At 51.5% G+C, this 20716-nt stretch carries 15 protein-coding genes, 3 rRNA genes and 1 riboswitch; all 18 genes read right to left on the bottom strand.

Going from position 1 to position 20716, the window contains the following annotated elements; translation table 11 throughout:
• Window positions 1-12: 12 nt before the first annotated feature.
• Window positions 13-327 carry a YerC/YecD family TrpR-related protein gene (locus K7G97_RS02630; RefSeq protein WP_023467078.1) on the bottom strand — a complete coding sequence of 105 codons (315 nt, stop codon included), beginning with the start codon at window positions 325-327 and terminating at the stop codon, window positions 13-15.
• A gap of 68 nt (window positions 328-395) precedes the next feature.
• Window positions 396-2135 carry an adenine deaminase C-terminal domain-containing protein gene (locus tag K7G97_RS02625; protein WP_064300875.1) on the bottom strand — a complete coding sequence of 580 codons (1740 nt, stop codon included), beginning with the start codon at window positions 2133-2135 and terminating at the stop codon, window positions 396-398.
• A 210-nt stretch (window positions 2136-2345) separates the two neighbouring features.
• Entirely contained in the window at window positions 2346-3608 is a 1263-nt protein-coding gene (purD, locus tag K7G97_RS02620; RefSeq protein WP_223041310.1) for a phosphoribosylamine--glycine ligase, read from the bottom strand.
• Window positions 3609-3623: 15 nt separating this feature from the next.
• Window positions 3624-5144, bottom strand: a complete 1521-nt coding sequence (gene purH, locus K7G97_RS02615; RefSeq protein WP_223041309.1) for a bifunctional phosphoribosylaminoimidazolecarboxamide formyltransferase/IMP cyclohydrolase — start codon at window positions 5142-5144, stop codon at window positions 3624-3626.
• Window positions 5141-5716 carry a phosphoribosylglycinamide formyltransferase gene (gene purN, locus K7G97_RS02610; RefSeq protein ID WP_223041308.1) on the bottom strand — a complete coding sequence of 192 codons (576 nt, stop codon included), beginning with the start codon at window positions 5714-5716 and terminating at the stop codon, window positions 5141-5143. Before purN ends, purH begins: the two co-directional genes overlap by 4 nt.
• On the bottom strand, window positions 5713-6747 hold the full coding sequence (gene purM / locus K7G97_RS02605; protein ID WP_029340745.1) for a phosphoribosylformylglycinamidine cyclo-ligase: 1035 nt from the start codon (window positions 6745-6747) through the stop codon (window positions 5713-5715). The genes purN and purM overlap by 4 nt, the downstream gene beginning before the upstream one ends.
• A gap of 16 nt (window positions 6748-6763) precedes the next feature.
• Window positions 6764-8173 (bottom strand): amidophosphoribosyltransferase, encoded by a 1410-nt coding sequence (gene purF / locus K7G97_RS02600; protein WP_035398966.1) that lies wholly within the window; start codon window positions 8171-8173, stop codon window positions 6764-6766.
• Window positions 8149-10368 (bottom strand): phosphoribosylformylglycinamidine synthase subunit PurL, encoded by a 2220-nt coding sequence (gene purL / locus K7G97_RS02595; RefSeq protein ID WP_023467071.1) that lies wholly within the window; start codon window positions 10366-10368, stop codon window positions 8149-8151. The genes purF and purL overlap by 25 nt, the downstream gene beginning before the upstream one ends.
• A complete protein-coding gene (gene purQ, locus K7G97_RS02590; RefSeq protein ID WP_050678983.1) occupies window positions 10349-11032 on the bottom strand; it encodes a phosphoribosylformylglycinamidine synthase subunit PurQ in 684 nt (227 codons plus the stop codon). The genes purL and purQ overlap by 20 nt, the downstream gene beginning before the upstream one ends.
• Window positions 11029-11277 carry a phosphoribosylformylglycinamidine synthase subunit PurS gene (purS, locus tag K7G97_RS02585; protein WP_023467069.1) on the bottom strand — a complete coding sequence of 83 codons (249 nt, stop codon included), beginning with the start codon at window positions 11275-11277 and terminating at the stop codon, window positions 11029-11031. Before purS ends, purQ begins: the two co-directional genes overlap by 4 nt.
• The gene (gene purC, locus K7G97_RS02580) at window positions 11274-11981 is read right to left on the bottom strand and encodes a phosphoribosylaminoimidazolesuccinocarboxamide synthase (RefSeq protein WP_223041307.1); all 708 of its coding nucleotides are present in this window, start codon (window positions 11979-11981) and stop codon (window positions 11274-11276) included. Before purC ends, purS begins: the two co-directional genes overlap by 4 nt.
• A 59-nt stretch (window positions 11982-12040) precedes the next feature.
• Window positions 12041-13336, bottom strand: a complete 1296-nt coding sequence (gene purB / locus K7G97_RS02575; protein WP_029340741.1) for an adenylosuccinate lyase — start codon at window positions 13334-13336, stop codon at window positions 12041-12043.
• Window positions 13333-14436, bottom strand: coding sequence for a 5-(carboxyamino)imidazole ribonucleotide synthase (gene purK, locus K7G97_RS02570; protein WP_223041306.1), 1104 nt, complete (start codon window positions 14434-14436; stop codon window positions 13333-13335). The genes purB and purK overlap by 4 nt, the downstream gene beginning before the upstream one ends.
• Window positions 14433-14924: a 5-(carboxyamino)imidazole ribonucleotide mutase gene (purE, locus tag K7G97_RS02565; RefSeq protein WP_058704939.1), complete on the bottom strand. Its 492-nt coding sequence runs from the start codon at window positions 14922-14924 to the stop codon at window positions 14433-14435. The genes purK and purE overlap by 4 nt, the downstream gene beginning before the upstream one ends.
• 89 nt (window positions 14925-15013) lie before the next feature.
• Window positions 15014-15115, bottom strand: a riboswitch (purine riboswitch).
• Between the two features lie 208 nt (window positions 15116-15323).
• Window positions 15324-15521: an NETI motif-containing protein gene (locus K7G97_RS02560; RefSeq protein WP_223041305.1), complete on the bottom strand. Its 198-nt coding sequence runs from the start codon at window positions 15519-15521 to the stop codon at window positions 15324-15326.
• A 99-nt stretch (window positions 15522-15620) separates the two neighbouring features.
• A 5S ribosomal RNA gene (gene rrf, locus K7G97_RS02555) occupies window positions 15621-15736 on the bottom strand.
• Window positions 15737-15783: 47 nt separating this feature from the next.
• A 23S ribosomal RNA gene (locus tag K7G97_RS02550) occupies window positions 15784-18697 on the bottom strand.
• Between the two features lie 167 nt (window positions 18698-18864).
• Window positions 18865-20426: ribosomal RNA gene (locus K7G97_RS02545) — 16S ribosomal RNA — on the bottom strand.
• Together the 16S, 23S and 5S rRNA genes form the textbook arrangement of a ribosomal RNA operon.
• Window positions 20427-20716 lie beyond the last annotated feature (290 nt).

Raw genomic sequence — 20716 nt, 5'->3', positions numbered from 1 at the left:
TAGCGGATAACATTAGTTATCCGCTACTTCTTGCTCGATAAGACCTAGGCGGGCAAGCGCCAGATCATAACCGCCCGAACCGTAGTTCAAGCAACGTTTGACACGCGAGATCGTTGCTGTTGAAGCACCGGTCGCCTTTTCGATTTTGTGATACGTATTGCCTTCACGTAATTGACGTGCGACTTCAAGACGTTGGGCGAGCGCCTGGATTTCGTTGACGGTTGCTAAGTCTTCGAACAACGTATAACAATCTTCTAATGAATCCATCTTCATGATGGCTGTAAATAACTGATCCAATTCTTTTCCACGCAATTTATCGAGTTGCATCTTGTGACTCCCTTTCCCATTCAATTGCTCTTTAATAGTTTAAAGCGCGACGTTTTAAAATTCAAGCGTCATCGCAAAATCGCTGGGAAAAGGACTTTTTTCCGAAGGACTTCGTATATTCCCTGCGGTGTGATCCGCACATATGGTAAGTGAGTGGACGCTAGGAATAGCAACGTATAGACAGGATCTTCAAACGCATAACCGCGTTCGAACAACGCTTCCCGTAGAGCGGTTTCCTGAACGATCAAATCTTCGAGTGGCAAGTCGGACGTCTGCCCCATCAAGGTCAACGGAACTTCAGCGATGACTTCTCCGTCCTCGACGAGAACGATTCCGCCACCGAACGCTTTCATGCGATCAAACGCGACTTGCATGTCTCGTTTCGATTTACCGATCATCAAGATATCACCACTGATCGAGTACGAACTGACGAGACCTCCGACTTGTGTCGCAAAGTTTTTCAGAACGGTATTTAGTCGCCACTTCCCTTCCCGATCGAGTAACATCAGGAAGGATTCATCACATCCTGCCGGTAGCACAGGCACACTTGTATCGTGTTCAACTTGATAGAGCTTCATGATGACGGAATTGACCATCTCAAGACCAACCGGCATGCTGAACGAGAAATCCTGTTCCGTTAACGAAACCTGGACTTCCGAACGTGGCATGAGCGCATAGACTGCATCGAGCGCTTCTGCCGGGTAACATGGGATGTCTGCTTGACGGACCCATGTGCCGCGCGCAAGCACGGCGACAGGTGTCGGTGCATCTTTTGCCTCAAGGAAATTGAGATGCGCGATTCGTCCTGGTGCGATACTCCCGAGTAGATGATCGAGATTAAAATGACGCGCTGCATTGTACGACGCGATCCGGTACGCTTCTTCGACCGGGATGCCTGCCTCAAGCATCAATCGGATCGTCTCATCCATCATGCCTGCCTTATAAAAGGACGGCGTTGAACCATCTGTCGTCACGAGCACCTTATCGAACTGCGTCAACCCTGCTTCGACGAGACCTTTAAAGATATCCGGTAGATCTGGACGAATCGATGAATAACGAATCGTCGTCGTGTAGCCAAGTTCAAGACGTGTCATCGCTTCTTCGACCGTCATCGCTTCGTGATCGCTCGTCACGCCATACAGCGCCATCTTCGTCAGCGTCTTCGCTGAAGCACCAGGGAAATGACCTTCGATCGGTTTTCCGAGTTTGATCGCATCCTGCATCCAATGGAGCAATTCATCGTCCCCTTGCGAGAGACGTGGCCATCCCGTCAACTCACCTGCTTGGATGACTTGTGGATGCTTGAGCCACGCTTGAATCCGGCGATTATCGATCGAGATACTGTCGGCATCAAGCTCGGTTTGTGCGTCGAGTCGTGCCCACCAGTACATTGAGGTCGGTAAGTCTGCTAGCGCCTCAACTTGAGCAAACGCTTGCTCCGTCGGCTCTAATAATAACAACATGTTGTCGTTGACGAGCGTCGATGTTCCCCGCTCTGCTGCGAATTTTGCAAGACTCGCTGGATTGTAAAGTTGGAACGGATGGGCATGGGGTTCAATGTACCCGGGTACAATATATTGACCTGTCGCATCATGATACGCATCAGCTTGTTCCGGCATTTCTGGACCGACATAGACGATCCGGTCGCCACTGATCCAGATGTTCGCCGTCCGCCATGCTTTGACACCATGATTCAGGTAAGTGGCATTCTGTATGACAAGTGTCGGTGCAAGCTTTCCGCTGATGACCGCTTGGTGTGTTCGTACTTCAGATTTCGTCCAAGGGGATCTTCCACAATTTTTTTTCACGAAAGCTCGACCTCCTTTGTTTTATTGAAAACGCTTTCTTATAGTTCTTATACTAAAATGTTGCTAAGTAAGTTTCAAGAAGTTTTGCCCCGTTCCGGATTCATTTGGTCAAAATAACACAAATTCGCCATGGAAGACAAATCTTTTCGTGCACTTCGCCAAGAAACAAAAAACCAGACGCGACTCCTTCGAGCACGTCTGGTTCAGATATCATGATTCATGCGAGGCACGAAAGGCTTTTTGAGCGATATCAGTTCGGTAAAAGAATGGCTGATCCGTCACGTCTGGTAAGTTTGCATAGACCTGTTCGACAGCCTGCTCGATCGTCTCGGCACGGCTGACACACACGAGGACACGTCCACCAGCTGAGACAAGTTGATCGTCTCGTTCTGCCGTGCCGGCATGAAAGACGAGAAGACCGTTCCCGATCTGATCAAGTGGAATCGCTTGTCCCGTTTTTGGCGCTTCCGGATATCCCTCTGCTGCGACGACGACACCGACAGCTGCTTGATCCGTCCAAACGACTTCTGGTGTCTGTCCTTCCATCAACGGCATGATGACATCCAGCAACGGCGTCTCTAAGCGCGGAAGAATGACTTCTGTTTCCGGATCACCGAACCGAGCATTGAACTCGATGACGAATGGTCCTTGTTTCGTCAGCATCAGACCGGCATAGAGGAAGCCGGTGAACGGAATCCCTTCGCTTGCCATCTGATCGACGAGCGGCTGAATGATGCGATCAACAGCTTCTGTCGTCAACGCTGCTTCGTCCCACTGAGGAAGCGGAGAATACGCGCCCATGCCTCCTGTGTTCGGACCTAAGTCACCGTCAAACGCTCGTTTATGATCTTGCGACAATACCATCGGGATGACGGTCTCTTCGTGCACGAATGCCATCAACGAACATTCTTCCCCGATCAGGCATTCTTCGATGACGACGCGGCTTTGTTGACCGTATTCCCCGGCAAACGTATCGTGGATTGCAACAAGTGCTTGGTCCACGGTTTCTGCGACCGTGACTCCTTTTCCGGCAGCAAGTCCGTCGGCTTTGATGACGATCGGTGCACCCGCTTTGCGAACATACGCCTCTGCGTCTGCTGCTGAAGTAAAGACGGCGTGAGCAGCGGTCGGAATACCAGCACGCTCCATCAATTCTTTCGCGAATTGCTTACTTCCTTCGATCGCTGCCGCTTCCCGTGTTGGTCCGAAGATTTGCAGTCCCGCTGCCTGAAAAGCGTTAACGACTCCGAGAACAAGTGGTCCTTCTGGTCCGACGATCGTCCAATCGATCTGTTCGTCTTGTGCGAACGCCACGAGTTCATCGATGGCATCTTCGGCGATCGGAACACATGTGGCTTGTGTCATCCCGGCATTTCCGGGCGCAGCATACACTGTCTCGATCCGTTCATCCTGTGCCAGCTTCCAGACGAGCGCGTGTTCACGCCCTCCTTTACCAATCACCAATACCTTCATTCAAATCGCCTCCGCTTAGTGTTTGAAATGTCGAACGTTCGTAAAGACCATCGTGATGCCGTGTTTGTTACACGCATCGATCGACTCTTGGTCGCGAATCGAGCCGCCTGGTTGGATGATTGCTGTAATACCAGCTGCTGCTGCAGCTTCGACTGTGTCCCCCATTGGGAAGAAAGCATCAGAAGCAAGGGACGCGCCAACTGCTTTTTCTCCAGCTTGCGTAATCGCGATGTTCGCTGAACCAACACGGTTCATCTGTCCTGCACCAACACCGACCGTCACTTCGTCCTTCGCGAGAACGATCGCATTCGACTTGACGTGTTTGACGGCGCGCCATGCGAGTTTCAAGTCCTCCCATTCCGCTGCTGTCGGTTTGCGGTCTGTCACGACACGTGCTGCTGCATCATCAAGCGTCTCATCGTCACTGTCTTGGACGAGCATGCCGCCAGCGACTGCCGTATAACGGATCGCTTGGACACGTTTGACGTCGAGTTCAAGCAGACGGATGTTCTTTTTCGCTGACAACAAGGCGAATGCTTCTTCCGTGAAGGACGGGGCGATGATGATCTCAAGGAAGATGCCGCTTAACTGTTCTGCTGTCTCTAAGTCAACTTCACGGTTCAAGGCGACGATGCCACCGAAGATCGACACTGGATCGGCTGCATGAGCGCGGCGGAATGCCTCTCCGATCGTTGGACCGACGGCAACACCACATGGGTTCATGTGTTTGACGACGACGGCTGCTGCTTCGCGGAACTCATCAAGAATTTCAAGTGCGGCGTTCGCATCTTGAATGTTGTTATACGACAACTCTTTACCGTGTAACTGTTTCGCTGAAGCGAGGGAAGCTCCACGATAAATCGGTGTTTTATAGAAGGCTGCTTCTTGGTGTGGATTTTCTCCGTAACGGAGATTCTGGACTTTCTCAAGCGTGATCGTCAACTGATCCGGGAACTTCTCGCCTGTTTGCGTCAAGAAATAATCCGCGATCAACGCATCGTACGCCGCTGTATGCCGGAAGGCTTTCGCCGCAAGACGTTGGCGTGTCTCAAACGTCGTTCCACCTTCACGAACCTCGGCAACGACCGTTTCGTAATCGGATGGATCGACGACGACCGTGACAGCTGCGTGATTTTTCGCTGCTGAACGCAACATGCTTGGTCCACCGATATCGATGTTTTCGATCGCATCGGCATAGGCGACGTCTTCTTGTAAGACTGTCTGCTTGAACGGATACAGATTGACGACGACGAAATCGATCGGTTGAATCTGTTGCGCCGCCATCTGCTCACGATGGGATTCAAGGTCACGACGACCGAGTAATCCACCATGAACCATTGGATGGAGCGTCTTGACACGTCCATCGAGCATTTCTGGGAATTGTGTGACTTCACTGATACCAATGACCGGAAGCCCAGCTTCCTCTAACGCTTGATGTGTTCCGCCTGTCGAGACGAGCTCGATCCCTGCTTCATGAAACGCTCGTCCTAATTCGACGATTCCTGTTTTATCCGACACACTAATTAACGCTCTCATACGTTTGCCTCCTCTTTCATCCACTCTTCGATGACTTGCGGATACAGTCTATGTTCGACACGCTGAATCGCTTGTTGCAATGTTTCACGCGTCATCTCTTCTGTAATCCGGACGGCTTCTTGAGCCATGATTGGTCCTGTGTCCATTCCTTCATCGACTATATGAATTGTAACACCTGTGATTTTAACTCCGCCACGAAATGCTTGTCCGATCGCATCTTTTCCCGGGAAGGCCGGAAGTAGTGACGGGTGGATGTTGACGATCCGCCCTGCGTATCGTCCGAGCAACTCTTCCCCAATCAATCGCATGTAGCCGGCGAGAATGATCCGTTCGACGCCTTTCGCTTCAAGACGGGCAATGATCTCCCGCTCAAAACTCGGTTTATTCGGATAGTCCTTCGCCCGAAAGACGAAGACGTCGCATCCACGTCGTTTCGCCCGTTCAATGACTGCTGCGTCCGGTTGATCGCAGACGATCAGTTCGATCGAGGCATGTAACGTTCCTGCCTCGATTGCTTCAAAAAGTGCTTCGACATTACTACCGCTTCCTGATGCAAAACAGGCGATCCTCATGCGTCGACTCCTTGAATCCGGACACCTTCTTGATCGGTCACCTGACCAATCACGTACGCCGTCTCATTTTCACGAGCGAGGCGTGCTGTCACTTCCGCGACATCTTCCGGTTTGACGATCAACATGAAACCAATGCCCATATTGAAGACATTATACATATCATGTCGTGGCAAATCACCCGCTTGCTCGAGCCAGTCGAAGACTGGTAAAGTCGGCCACTTTTTCGGGTCGAACGATGCGCCAAGACCTTCTGGTAAGACGCGTGGTACGTTCTCGTAGAAACCACCACCCGTAATATGGACCATCGCTTGAATCTTTTCCGTCTCAAGGGCTGCTTTGACCGCTTCGACGTAGATACGTGTTGGCATGAGAAGCGCATTTCCGAGCGTATGACCGAGCATCATGACTTCATCTTCGTAGCGGAGACCGCTGTCAGCGACGATTTTACGGACGAGTGAGAACCCGTTCGAATGGACGCCGGACGAAGCGAGACCGAGAATGACATCTCCAGCTGCGACGTTATCACCTGTGATCAATTTTTGTTTCTCGACGGCACCGACGGCGAACCCGGCGATATCATATTCGCCGTCCGCATACATCCCTGGCATTTCCGCTGTTTCGCCGCCGATTAACGTACATCCCGCCTGGACGCAACCTTCTGCGACACCTGCGACGATCCGTTCGATCTTCGCAGGAATCGCCTGACCGAGCGCGATATAATCAAGGAAATAAAGTGGTTCCGCGCCTTGGACGATGATATCGTTCACACACATCGCGACACAGTCGATTCCGATCGTATCGTGTTGTTCCAGTGCGAAAGCGAGCTTGAGTTTCGTACCGACACCATCTGTCCCACTGACAAGAACCGGTTCTTTCAACTGCAATTGGCTGAGGTCGAACATCGCACCAAAGCTACCGAGTCCCGTCAATACTTCTTTACGCATCGAACGGGCGACGTGTTTTTTCATTCGCGTGACTGACTCATATCCTGCTGTCAGACTCACACCTGCTGCTTCGTAATGTTTGCTCATGTTCTTCCCCCATCTATCAAAGTTTAGCTTCTAACTCGAGCGAACCGAGCGGTGTCGGATACTCTCCTGTGAAGCAAGCGGTACATTGTCCTTTTAACGGTCCATCGAACGGGCGATCGATCGCATCGACCATGCCCGGTACAGTCAAGAATTCAAGTGAATCCGCACCGATTTCCTGACGGATTTCTTCCGGCATCAACCGAGCAGAGATCAGTTCTTCCTTCGACGAAGTATCAATCCCGTAATAACATGGATTCGTGATCGGTGGTGCCGTGATGCGGACGTGCACCTCCGTCGCACCCGCTTCACGTAACAAACCGACGATGCGACGACTCGTCGTTCCCCGGACGATTGAATCATCGACCATGATGACACGCTTTCCTTGTACGACGCCGCGTAGCGCGGACAACTTCATTTTGACCCCACGTTCCCGTAACTCCTGTGACGGCTGGATGAACGTTCGTCCGACATACCGATTCTTGATCAATCCCATTTCATATGGAATTCCACTCGCTTCCGCGTAACCGATCGCTGCCGAAATACTTGAATCCGGCACTCCGGTAACGACGTCTGCTTCGACCGGTGCTTCTTCATACATCTTTTTCCCAAGTGCTTTGCGAGCCGTATGGACGTTGACGCCATCAATGATTGAATCCGGACGTGAGAAGTAGATGTATTCCATCGAACACATCGCCCGTTCACGTGGTTCCATGTATTGACGAGACGACATGCCGTGTTCTGTGATCGTTACGAGCTCCCCTGGCTCGATATCACGAATGAACTCCGCACCGACGATATCAAAGGCACATGTCTCTGACGCAAATACGATGCCGCCGTCCGGTGTCTTCCCGAGTGACAGTGGACGCAGTCCGTGTGGATCGACCGCTACGAATAACGTATCTTCCGTTAAGAAAAGAAAAGCGAACGCCCCGACAAGACGCGCGAGACTGTCGGCAATCCGGTCTTCGAGTGTGTCGAGCTTACTGCGTTTGACGAGATGGGCGACGACTTCCGTATCGCTCGTCGTCTGAAAGATGGCACCTTCTGCTTCTAATAGATGCTTCAGTGAATCGGCGTTGACGAGGTTCCCGTTATGCGCGAGAGCAAGATCTCCCGTCCGCGATTTGAAATGAAGCGGTTGAGTATTCTCAAGCGTGTTTCCTCCTGCTGTCGAATACCGGACATGTCCGATTGCATGATGTCCTTTCAGATTCGTCAGTGTCTCTTCCGAAAAGACTTCCGTTACGAGTCCTTGCCCGCGGTGCGGGAAGAGGTCGTCACCGTCACTCGTGACGATGCCTGCCCCTTCCTGTCCCCGGTGTTGCAAACTGTGCAAGCCGTAATAGGCGAGTTGCGCTGCATTCGGTTGTCCGAAGATCCCGAAGACGCCACACTCCTCATTTAGTCCTTTGATGTCATATAACACGCGATTGCTCCTTCCCAGTCTCCCTGTAAGGTCGAACGGTCTGCTTCGATCCGTGTCTCTGCCGTTTCGATGACGAGAAGCTCATCGTTCGTAACGACACCGATCGCTTGAGCACCAGTCCGTTGTTCGAATGCTGTGACGTGCGCTTGTGGCACAGTGACGATGAAGCGTGATTGCGATTCGCTGAACAGGTGTAACGTTGGTCCGTCAAACTGAACCGTCAACCCGAGGTTCGTCCCAAACGTCATCTCAGCGAGAGCGATTGCGAGACCACCTTCTGATACATCATGCATCGCATTGACTTCACCTGCTTGTACTGCCTGCTGTAACAATTGTAAGCGTGCGTGTTCGACGGCTAAATCAATCTGTGGTGCGCGACCGAATGATTTACCAAATTGCATATATTGAAGCTCACTACCACCAAACTCGGCTGTTGTTTCTCCTAATAGATAGATCTGGTCACCAGCTTGTTTGACGTGTTGCGTCGTGATCCATTCGGTTTGCTCGTGTAAGCCAACCATTCCGACGACCGGTGTCGGGTGAACCGCTTGACCGGCTGACTCGTTGTAGAGTGAGACGTTTCCACCGATGACAGGTGTCTCAAGGACGCGACATGCTTCGGCCATACCGGCTGTTGCTTGCTGCAACTGCCAGAAGCCTTCTGGTTTATCCGGATTTCCGAAGTTCAGACAATCCGTGATGGCGAGTGGTGTCGCCCCACTCGCGACGATATTACGTGCTGCTTCTGCAACCGCAATCTGTCCACCGACATATGGATCCAAGTAGACGAAACGGCTGTTACAGTCGGTCGTCATCGCGAGCGCTTTGTTCGTGCCGCGGACACGAATGACGGCTGCGTCTGATCCTGGTGCAACGACGGTCGATGTCTGGACCATATGATCGTACTGATCGTAGACCCAGCGTTTTGAAGCGATCGTCGGCTGACGGAGTAACGCCCGCCATGTCTCAACGACATCTTCGACGACTGGAAGTGTCTCTTCCATCGCTTGGAATTCTTCATAATACGCAGGAACGCGGGATGGTTTTTCGTAGACTGGTGCTTCTTCTGCTAACGCATCAACCGGAACTTCTGCCACGATATCTCCGTGATGAATCAACCGTAAGACTTTCTCTTCAATGACTTCTCCGACGTGAACGGCATGGAGTCCCCATTTGCTGACGATTGCTTCGATCTCTGCTTCGCGACCACGCTTGACGACAAGTAACATCCGCTCTTGTGATTCCGAGAGCATCATTTCGTAAGCAGTCATCCCTGTCTCTCGTTGCGGGACGTCATCGAGGTGCATCTCGATGCCCATACCGGCTTTTGAAGCCATCTCTGCTGAAGACGATGTCAGTCCGGCAGCACCCATGTCCTGCATTCCGACGAGTGCCGGGTGCCCGACGATTTCAAGACACGCTTCAATCAATAGCTTCTCCATGAATGGATCACCGACTTGAACAGCCGGACGTTTTGCTTCCGTATCCTCTCCGAGATCCTCCGAGGCAAACGTCGCACCATGGATCCCGTCGCGTCCAGTAGCTGCACCGACGTACATGACCGAGTTGCCGACACCTTTTGCCTGACCTTTTTGAATATCGGCATGGTTGATCAAACCGATACACATCGCGTTGACAAGCGGATTGCCTTCATATGAGCGATCAAATCCGATTTCGCCACCGATCGTTGGGATCCCGACACAGTTGCCGTAACCGGCGATCCCGGCGACGACTTGTTCGAACAGTTGATTGACACGTGGTGTACCGAGATGCCCGAAGCGGAGCGAGTTCATAAGTGCAACTGGTCGTGCGCCCATCGAGAAGATGTCACGAATGATTCCGCCGACGCCTGTCGCAGCCCCTTGGTACGGTTCAACAGCGGATGGATGATTGTGGCTTTCGATCTTAAAGACGACTGCCTGCTCATCCCCGATATCAACGACACCTGCCCCTTCCCCTGGTCCTTGTAAAACACGTGGTCCAGTCGTCGGGAATTGACGGAGGACGGGTTTAGATGTCTTGTATGAACAATGCTCGGACCACATGACCGAGAACAATCCTGTTTCCGTATAGTTCGGTTGGCGTCCAAGTAAATCGACGACCATCTGGTATTCCGTATCACTCAAGCCCATCGTGGCATAGACGCGTTGCTCTTGAATCAATTCTGGTGTTGGTTCAGACTGTTGTTTTAGCATGGTGTGCCCCCTGTTTGACGAGTGAAGTAAAGAGTTTTAGTCCATCTGTTCCGCCAGTCAATAACTCGACCGCTCGTTCCGGGTGTGGCATCATCCCGAGAACGTTGCCGGCTTTGTTCGTGATCCCGGCGATATCACCGCGTGAGCCGTTCGGATTATCGACATACGTGAAGGCGATTTGTCCGTTCGTTTGCAGCATCGCGTAAGTCGCATCGTCGCAGTAGTAGTTTCCTTCACCATGCGCGATCGGAATCGAGATCGTCTCGCCTGGCAGGTAATCCGATGTAAAACGTGTCTTTGTATTCTCAACCTTTAGTTCAACCGTCCGGCACATGAACTTCAAGCCGTTGTTGCGGTGCAAGACACCTGGTAAGAGTCCCGCTTCGACAAGGATCTGAAATCCGTTACATACCCCGAGGACCGTTTTCCCTTCTGCCGCAAAACGTTTGACTTCTTCCATGATCGGTGAGAAGCGCGCGATCGCGCCGCAACGAAGGTAATCTCCGTAGGAGAATCCGCCCGGCAGTAGGACGCCGTCGTAGCCTTCAAGTGATGTTTCGGTATGGAAGACGTATTCCGCTTCTTCTCCGAGCGCATCTTTGACCGCATGGTACATATCTAAATCACAGTTCGATCCCGGAAAGACGATGACCGCGAACTTCATGCTGGCGTCACCTCTTCGATCGTAATTTGGTAATCTTCCATCACCGTGTTGACGAGTAATTTTTGACACATCTCATGAATCATCGCTTCTGTCGTTTCCGTCTCAACGAGCAGTTCAATCTGTTTTCCGATTCGGACACTTTCGACACCGGTAAAACCAAGCTGTTGCAATCCGCCTTTTACAGCAACTCCTTGTGGATCTAAAATGCTTTCCCGTAATGCGATCGATACGATGACTTTTTTCATTGTGTGTTTCCTCCTAGGCGATTGAATAGTGTTTGGTAAGTCTCTGTCAGTGAACCGATATTGCGGCGGAAGACATCTTTATCGAGATGTTCTCCTGTCGCCTGATCCCACAAACGGCATGTATCTGGTGAAATCTCATCAGCCAGTAGAATCGTTCCGTCTGCCGTCTTGCCGTACTCCAATTTAAAATCAATCAACGTGATTCCGTTTTGACGGAAGTAAGGCTGCAAGACTTCGTTTACGCGAAGCGCTTTGTCCGACAACTCTTTTAACTCTTCAGAAGTCGCAATCTTCAGTAAATTAATGTGTGATGAGGTGACGAGTGGATCGCCTAACGTATCATCTTTATAGTAGAACTCAACGATTGGTGTTTCGAGCACCGTACCTTCTTCGATACCGAGCCGTTTACTCAAGCTCCCCGCGACGACGTTTCGGACGACGACTTCGAGTGGGATGATGGTGACACGACGTACGAGCTGTTCGCGCTCCGAGACACGTTCAATAAAATGTGTCGGAATGCCCGCTTGTTCGAGGATTTCAAAGAAATGACTCGTCAATCGGTTGTTTAATTCGCCTTTTCCAGCAAAGACTTCTTTTTTCTCGCCGTTGAATGCCGTGGCCTCGTCTTTATAGACGATCCGGAGCACATCCTGCTCCTGCGTCGTGTACAATCGTTTTGCTTTTCCTTCATAAAGTGGTTGCATCGCTTTCGTCCCCCATGATCCTAAGATGTAGACGGGGCACGTGCCCCGTCTCAGGTTGATTAGTTCAAGCCACACCGTTCAAAAATTTCATCGACGCGACTCGTATGGTACGTCGGATCGAAACACGCATCGAGCTCTTCTTCTGTGAAAAGCTGTTGAATCTCTTCTTCTTGCCACAATAAGTCACGGAACATGATTTGTTCTTCCCACGCCTGCATCGCACGCGGTTGAACGAAATCATACGCTGCTTCACGCGACCAGCCTTTTTCGATTAAAGCGAGTAAGACATGTCCCGAGAAGATGACGCCGAACGTCCGGTCCATGTTCCGCTTCATGTTGTCCGGGAAGACCGTCAAGTTCTTCACGATGTTTCCGAAACGGTTTAACATATAGTTGAGCAGTCCTGTCGCATCCGGAAGAATGATACGTTCTGCCGAAGAATGCGAGATATCCCGTTCGTGCCAAAGTGAGACGTTCTCATACGCCGTCACCATGTGTCCACGGATGACTCGGGCAAGACCTGTCATGTTCTCTGAACCGATTGGATTCCGCTTGTGCGGCATCGCCGATGATCCTTTTTGACCTTTAGCGAAGAATTCTTCGACTTCACGTGTTTCCGTCTTTTGCAGACCCCGGATTTCCGTTGCCATCTTTTCGATCGATGTCGCGATCAGAGCAAGTGTCGACATATAGTGTGCATGACGATCACGTTGTAACGTTTGCGTTGAGACCGGAGCCGGCTTTGTCCCTAACTTTTCGCAGACATACTTTTCAATGAATGGGTCGATGTTCGCGAATGTCCCGACGGCACCTGACATCTTGCCGTATTCGACCGTCTCACGTGCTGCTTCGAAACGGACTTTGTTTCGTTTCATCTCTTCATACCAAAGCGCTAGTTTCAGACCGAACGTCGTCGGTTCTGCATGTACGCCATGTGTGCGTCCCATCATGACCGTATATTTATGTTCGTTCGCTTTGACTTTTAAGATATCGATGAATCGATCGAGATCTGCAGCGAGAATGTCATTTGCTTGCTTCAACAGATACGAGAGTGCTGTATCGACGACGTCCGTTGACGTGAGTCCGTAATGGACCCACTTGCGTTCTTCTCCGAGTGTCTCAGAGACGGCACGCGTGAAGGCGATGACATCATGACGTGTCTCTTGCTCGATTTCAAGGATGCGGTTGACATCAAAAGAGGCATTGTCCCAAAGCAACTGGACGTCCTCTTTCGGGATGACTCCTAGTTCGCTCCATGCTTCACACGCAAGGATCTCGACTTTTAACCAAGCCTCGAATTTGTTTTGTTCGGTCCAGATCGCTTTCATCTCAGGACGTGTATACCGTTCGATCATTGAACTGTCTCCTTCCATATCGACAGGCGTTCGACTTCTGCCAAAGCATCGTCGACGGTGTCCGCAAGAATGTTCAAATGGCCCATTTTGCGTCCTGTCTTGGCTTCTGCTTTTCCATATAAGTGAACTTTCGTCCGAGCGCTTAGTCTCGGTAGTTCCTCGTATAATGCTGTGACATGCTGACCCAGGATGTTCGCCATGACGACCGGTGTCGTCAGACGGGTATCACCGAGTGGGAGACCACTGATGGCACGGATATGCTGCTCGAATTGGGATGTTTCGCAAGCATCGATTGAATAGTGTCCCGAATTGTGTGGTCGGGGTGCTAGTTCATTGACGATTAGTCGAGAACCAACGACGAACAACTCGATGGCCAGTGTACCGATCAGCCCGACGGCATCCGCGATCGATTCAGCGAGCGCAATCGCTTCTTGTTCGAGTGATTCAGAGATACGTGCCGGTACGATCGATAGATGCAAAATGTTCTCTTGGTGAATGTTCTCACTGACCGGGAAGACACGTGTTTCTGTTGCGCTTCGAGTGACGATGACGGAAATTTCCTGATCAAACGGTAACCACTGCTCCGCAACATACTCTGTTGGTTCGAATCGCTCGATTGCCGCTTGGAACTGTTCTTCCGTCCGGATGACGGTCTGTCCTTTTCCGTCATAGCCGAATCGTGCTGTCTTCAAGACGAACGGTAACCCGAGTCGTTGTTTTGCTTCCTCTAAGTCAGACGGATGCGTCACCGGATAGTACGGAGCGACAGAGTGTCCAATGCGTTCAATCATCTCTTTTTCCCGTACCCGATGTTGCGTTTGAAAAAGAAGATCCGTTCCATGAATCAGTTTCGTCCCGATCGCTTCAGCGACCTCCGTCGAGATGTTCTCAAATTCGTAGGTGACGACATCTGATTCAGCTGCGAGCTGTTTGGCTGCCTCGACATCCGTGAAAGCAGCTTGAATATGTTGATCCGCCACTTGCGCGCATGGTGCGTTGTCCGTTGGGTCGAGTGTCAAAATCTCAAAGCCCATCTCACGCGCCGACAGAGCCATCATTCGACCAAGTTGACCGCCGCCTAGTATCCCGATTCGTTTCATAGCAGGTTCCCTCCAGATGCAATGACGTCTCCTTCTAGTTCGACTCGCATATGATCGAGCTTGCGTGCAAGTCGTTCATCTTGAATCGAGAGAATTTGAGCAGCTAGCAATCCGGCGTTTTTTGCGCCTGCTTCTCCGATGGCGACCGTTGCGACCGGTACGCCACCTGGCATTTGAACGATCGAGAGCAAGGAATCAATTCCTTGGAGCGCTCTACTTTTCACAGGAACACCGATAACGGGTAATGTCGTTTTAGCAGCGACCATGCCCGGGAGATGAGCAGCACCGCCTGCACCGGCAATGATGACCTTCAGTCCTCGTTCACGTGCTGATTCAGCATAACGAAACATTAGATCCGGTGTCCGGTGTGCGGAAACGACTTTCTTTTCGTATGGAATCTCAAGTTGCTCCAACACATCACATGTATGTTTCATCGTTTCCCAATCCGATTGACTTCCCATGATGACGCCGACTTCTACATTTCCCATCGCTGTTTCCTCCTTTATGCATAAAAAAAGCCCAAACCACGGCTAAAAGGGTGGCTTAGGGTATAAAAAGGTACGCCAAAGAAATATCGACGAACATCCATATACCCCATAGTCCAACGATTTAGGGTCGTTGGGTAGAAACTTGCAAGCCATATCCCTGCTATTATACGAGGTGTTTATATTCAATCATCCTGTCACGACTTCATCTTAACAAGTCCATCCCAAGGCGTCAACCAAAGGCGAACAATTTAATTGTCTGAAAATTTATCGTTCGGTTTTAAAAGGTGTTTTTCTGATTTTGTTTAGTGTCCATTCGGAGTTTATTTTTTAGGATGGATCACATCGAATCGAGCACTAAAAAAAGCACCCTCCACATGAATCGGAGGATGCTTTAGGCAGTTATTCGTTCTCTTTCACTTTGCAATCGAAGACGATTTGCTGACGAATTGGATACGGTTCGCCATTCGCGTCTAATTTAAAGATCGGCTCTTCTCGTCGGACCGTCGGGCGGTATCCCATGGCATCGATACGATCCAAACAGGCACCAATCGTCTCGTTCTCTTCGACGGCTACGCGTAGTTTCGTTTTTTTCGCCATATCCCTGTTCAGTCCCTTCATTAAAATGGATGCATGCCTTTCTACAAAAAGACACAAAAAAGCGGCGGCCCTTGAGCGTATGCTCCAGAACCACCGTTTGCCTGGCAACGTCCTATCCTCACAGGGGGAAGCCCCCAACTACTTTCGGCGTTCAAGTGCTTAACTTCCGTGTTCGGCATGGGAACGGGTGTGACCACTTGGCTATCGTCACCAGACGACGGGCTCGCGCCCTCAAAACTGAAGTCATCAACAATGCATCTGCTAGAACAAGGCCTCGACCGATTAGTATCACTCAGCTCCACATGTCGCCATGCTTCCACCCGTGACCTATCTACCTCATCGTCTCTGAGGGGTCTTTCTTGATTACTCAAAGGGAAATCTCATCTTGGAGGGGGCTTCATGCTTAGATGCTTTCAGCATTTATCCCGTCCGCACGTAGCTACCCAGCGATGCTCCTGGCGGAACAACTGGTACACCAGCGGTGCGTCCATCCCGGTCCTCTCGTACTAAGGACAGCTCTCCTCAAATTTCCTGCGCCCACGACGGATAGGGACCGAACTGTCTCACGACGTTCTGAACCCAGCTCGCGTACCGCTTTAATGGGCGAACAGCCCAACCCTTGGGACCTACTCCAGCCCCAGGATGCGATGAGCCGACATCGAGGTGCCAAACCTCCCCGTCGATGTGGACTCTTGGGGGAGATCAGCCTGTTATCCCCAGGGTAGCTTTTATCCGTTGAGCGATGGCCCTTCCATGCGGAACCACCGGATCACTAAGCCCGACTTTCGTCCCTGCTCGACTTGTAGGTCTCGCAGTCAAGCTCCCTTCTGCCTTTGCGCTCTACGAATGATTTCCAACCATTCTGAGGGAACCTTTGGGCGCCTCCGTTACTGTTTAGGAGGCGACCGCCCCAGTCAAACTACCCGCCTGACACGGTCCTCCAGCCGGATCACGGCTGCGAGTTAGAGACTCTATGCATGAAGGGCGGTATCCCAAGGGTGACTCCTCCGAAGCTGGCGCTCCGGGCTCGACGTCTCCCGCCTATCCTGTACATCATGCACAAAGCCTCAATATCAGGCTGTAGTAAAGCTCCATGGGGTCTTTCCGTCCTGTCGCGGGTAACCTGCATCTTCACAGGTACTATGATTTCACCGGGTCTCTCGTTGAGACAGTGCCCAAATCGTTACGCCTTTCGTGCGGGTCGGAACTTACCCGACAAGGAATTTCGCTACCTTAGGACCGTTATAGTTACGGCCGCCGTTTACTGGGGCTTCGGTTCAAAGCTTCGCTTGCGCTAACCCATCCCCTTAACCTTCCAGCACCGGGCAGGCGTCAGCCCCTATACGTCATCTTGCGATTTAGCAGAGACCTGTGTTTTTGCTAAACAGTCGTTTGGGCCTATTCACTGCGGCTCTACTCATGTAGAGCGTCCCTTCTCCCGAAGTTACGGGACCATTTTGCCGAGTTCCTTAACGAGAGTTATCCCGCGCGTCTTAGAATTCTCATCTCGCCTACCTGTGTCGGTTTACGGTACTGGCGCCTTCCCCCTCACTAGAGGCTTTTCTTGGCAGTGTGAAATCGTGACCTACGTCCCTACGGGACTCCGCATCGTTCCTTGACTTTGATGCCTGACGGATTTGCCAATCAGACGGTCTTGAAACTTGCACATGCACTTCCATCCGCATGCGTCACTATCCTCCTGCGTCCCCCCATTGTTCAAACGGTGGATCGGCGGTACAGGAATATCAACCTGTTATCCATCGCCTACGCCTTTCGGCCTCGGCTTAGGTCCAGACTAACCCTGAGCGGACGAGCCTTCCTCAGGAAACCTTGGGCTTTCGACGGAGGGGATTCTCACCCCTCTTTTCGCTACTCACACCGGCATTCTCACTTCCAAACGCTCCACTGCTCCTTCCGGTACAGCTTCACAGCGGTTTGGAACGCTCCCCTACCATTCCTTACGGAATCCGCAGCTTCGGTGGTATGTTTAGCCCCGTTACATTTTCGGCGCGGCGCCACTCGACTAGTGAGCTATTACGCACTCTTTGAATGGTGGCTGCTTCTAAGCCAACATCCTAGCTGTCTAGGCAGCGCCACATCCTTTTCCACTTAACATACACTTTGGGACCTTAGCTGGCGGTCTGGGCTGTTTCCCTCTTGACTACGGATCTTATCACTCGCAGTCTGACTCCCGAGTATAAGTTGCTGGCATTCGGAGTTTAACTGAATTCGGTAACCCTGTGGGGGCCCCTAGTCCAATCAGTGCTCTACCTCCAGAACTCTCAACCTCGAGGCTAGCCCTAAAGCTATTTCGGGGAGAACCAGCTATCTCCAGGTTCGATTGGCATTTCACCGCTACCCACACCTCATCCCCGCACTTTTCAACGTGCGTGGGTTCGGACCTCCAGTCAGTGTTACCTGACCTTCATCCTGGACATGGGTAGATCACCTGGTTTCGGGTCTACGACAACGCACTGAACGCCCTGTTCAGACTCGCTTTCGCTACGGCTCCGCCTCATCGGCTTAACCTCGCGCGTTATCGTAACTCGCCGGTTCATTCTACAAAAGGCACGCCATCACCCGTTAACGGGCTCTGACTACTTGTAGGCATACGGTTTCAGGATCTATTTCACTCCCCTTCCGGGGTGCTTTTCACCTTTCCCTCACGGTACTGGTTCACTATCGGTCACTAGGGAGTATTTAGCCTTGGGAGATGGTCCTCCCGGATTCCGACGGGGTTTCACGTGTCCCGCCGTACTCAGGATCCACTCTGGAGGGAAAACAGTTTCAGCTACAGGGCTGTCACCTTCTTCGGCCGACCTTTCCAGGTCCTTCACCTACTGTCTTCCTTTTTGACTCCGTATAGAGTGTCCTACAACCCCGAAGAGCATGCTCTCCGGTTTGGGCTGTTCCCGTTTCGCTCGCCGCTACTCAGGGAATCGCATTTGCTTTCTCTTCCTCCGGGTACTTAGATGTTTCAGTTCCCCGGGTCTGCCTCACGCTACGCTATGTATTCACGTAACATGTCCCATCCCATTACGGATGGTGGGTTCCCCCATTCGGAAATCTTCGGATCAAAGCATACTTACTGCTCCCCGAAGCATATCGCTGTTCGTCGCGTCCTTCATCGGCTCCTAGTGCCAAGGCATCCACCGTACGCCCTTCATACCTTGATCTAGCGTTGGTATTCTAAGAACACACGTCTTAAATGACATGGTTAATTAAAAGTTTGATGTCTTGTTGATGTCTTCAGTTTTCAAGGTGCGAGTGTCTCTATCGAGACTGAGAGACGAGCTCTCAAAACTGAACGATGGGCATGTCCCGTAAGGGACGTTTTCCTTAGAAAGGAGGTGATCCAGCCGCACCTTCCGATACGGCTACCTTGTTACGACTTCACCCCAATCATCTACCCCACCTTCGACGGCTGGCTCCTTGCGGTTACCTCACCGGCTTCGGGTGTTGCAAACTCTCGTGGTGTGACGGGCGGTGTGTACAAGACCCGGGAACGTATTCACCGCAGTATGCTGACCTGCGATTACTAGCGATTCCGACTTCATGCAGGCGAGTTGCAGCCTGCAATCCGAACTGGGAACGGCTTTATGGGATTGGCTCCACCTCGCGGTCTCGCTGCCCTTTGTACCGTCCATTGTAGCACGTGTGTAGCCCAACTCATAAGGGGCATGATGATTTGACGTCATCCCCACCTTCCTCCGGTTTGTCACCGGCAGTCTCCCTAGAGTGCCCAACTGAATGCTGGCAACTAAGGATAGGGGTTGCGCTCGTTGCGGGACTTAACCCAACATCTCACGACACGAGCTGACGACAACCATGCACCACCTGTCACCATTGTCCCCGAAGGGAAAACTTGATCTCTCAAGCGGTCAATGGGATGTCAAGAGTTGGTAAGGTTCTTCGCGTTGCTTCGAATTAAACCACATGCTCCACCGCTTGTGCGGGTCCCCGTCAATTCCTTTGAGTTTCAGCCTTGCGGCCGTACTCCCCAGGCGGAGTGCTTAATGCGTTAGCTTCAGCACTGAGGGGCGGAAACCCCCCAACACCTAGCACTCATCGTTTACGGCGTGGACTACCAGGGTATCTAATCCTGTTTGCTCCCCACGCTTTCGCGCCTCAGCGTCAGTTACAGACCAAAGAGTCGCCTTCGCCACTGGTGTTCCTCCACATCTCTACGCATTTCACCGCTACACGTGGAATTCCACTCTTCTCTTCTGTACTCAAGCCTTCCAGTTTCCAATGGCCCTCCCCGGTTGAGCCGGGGGCTTTCACATCAGACTTAAAAGGCCGCCTGCGCGCGCTTTACGCCCAATAATTCCGGACAACGCTTGCCACCTACGTATTACCGCGGCTGCTGGCACGTAGTTAGCCGTGGCTTTCTCGTAAGGTACCGTCAAGGTACGAGCATTTCCTCTCGTACGTGTTCTTCCCTTACAACAGAGTTTTACGATCCGAAAACCTTCATCACTCACGCGGCGTTGCTCCATCAGACTTTCGTCCATTGTGGAAGATTCCCTACTGCTGCCTCCCGTAGGAGTCTGGGCCGTGTCTCAGTCCCAGTGTGGCCGATCACCCTCTCAGGTCGGCTATGCATCGTCGCCTTGGTGGGCCGTTACCCCACCAACTAGCTAATGCACCGCAAGGCCATCTCAAGGTGACGCCGGAGCGCCTTTCATCAACGGACCATGCGGTCCGATGAACTATCCGGTATTAGCTCCGATTTCTCGGAGTTATCCCAATCCTTGAGGCAGGTTCCTTACGTGTTACTCACCCGTCCGCCGCTCATTCCGCTGCCTTCCCTCCGAAGAGTTCCGTCAGTTTCCTGCGCTCGACTTGCATGTATTAGGCACGCCGCCAGCGTTCGTCCTGAGCCAGGATCAAACTCTCCATGAAGTGTTTGACTTGCTCGTTGTGTGACCGAAGTCACGATTGACGAAGCTTGCGCTTCATTCGTTTTTGTATTCCGTAGAATACGATTTTTGCCTCATCGTTCAGTTTTCAAAGTTCGTCTGCCGCCTTAGCGACTTTAATAGATTAACAGGTTGTTTTGATTATGTCAACCATGCTTTTTAAAAAACTTTTCAGCCCCAACGAACCGTTTATAAAAGGCGTCTCGCTGGAACATTTATTAATATAACAACAAAATTCGACAAACACAAGCATTATTTTAAAAAAACTTTGCA

Source organism: Exiguobacterium acetylicum, from assembly GCF_019890935.1.
GTDB lineage: Bacteria > Bacillota > Bacilli > Exiguobacteriales > Exiguobacteriaceae > Exiguobacterium_A > Exiguobacterium_A abrahamii.
Note: the sequence above shows the minus strand (reverse complement) of the source record. Positions and strands in the feature narration are given on the sequence as shown.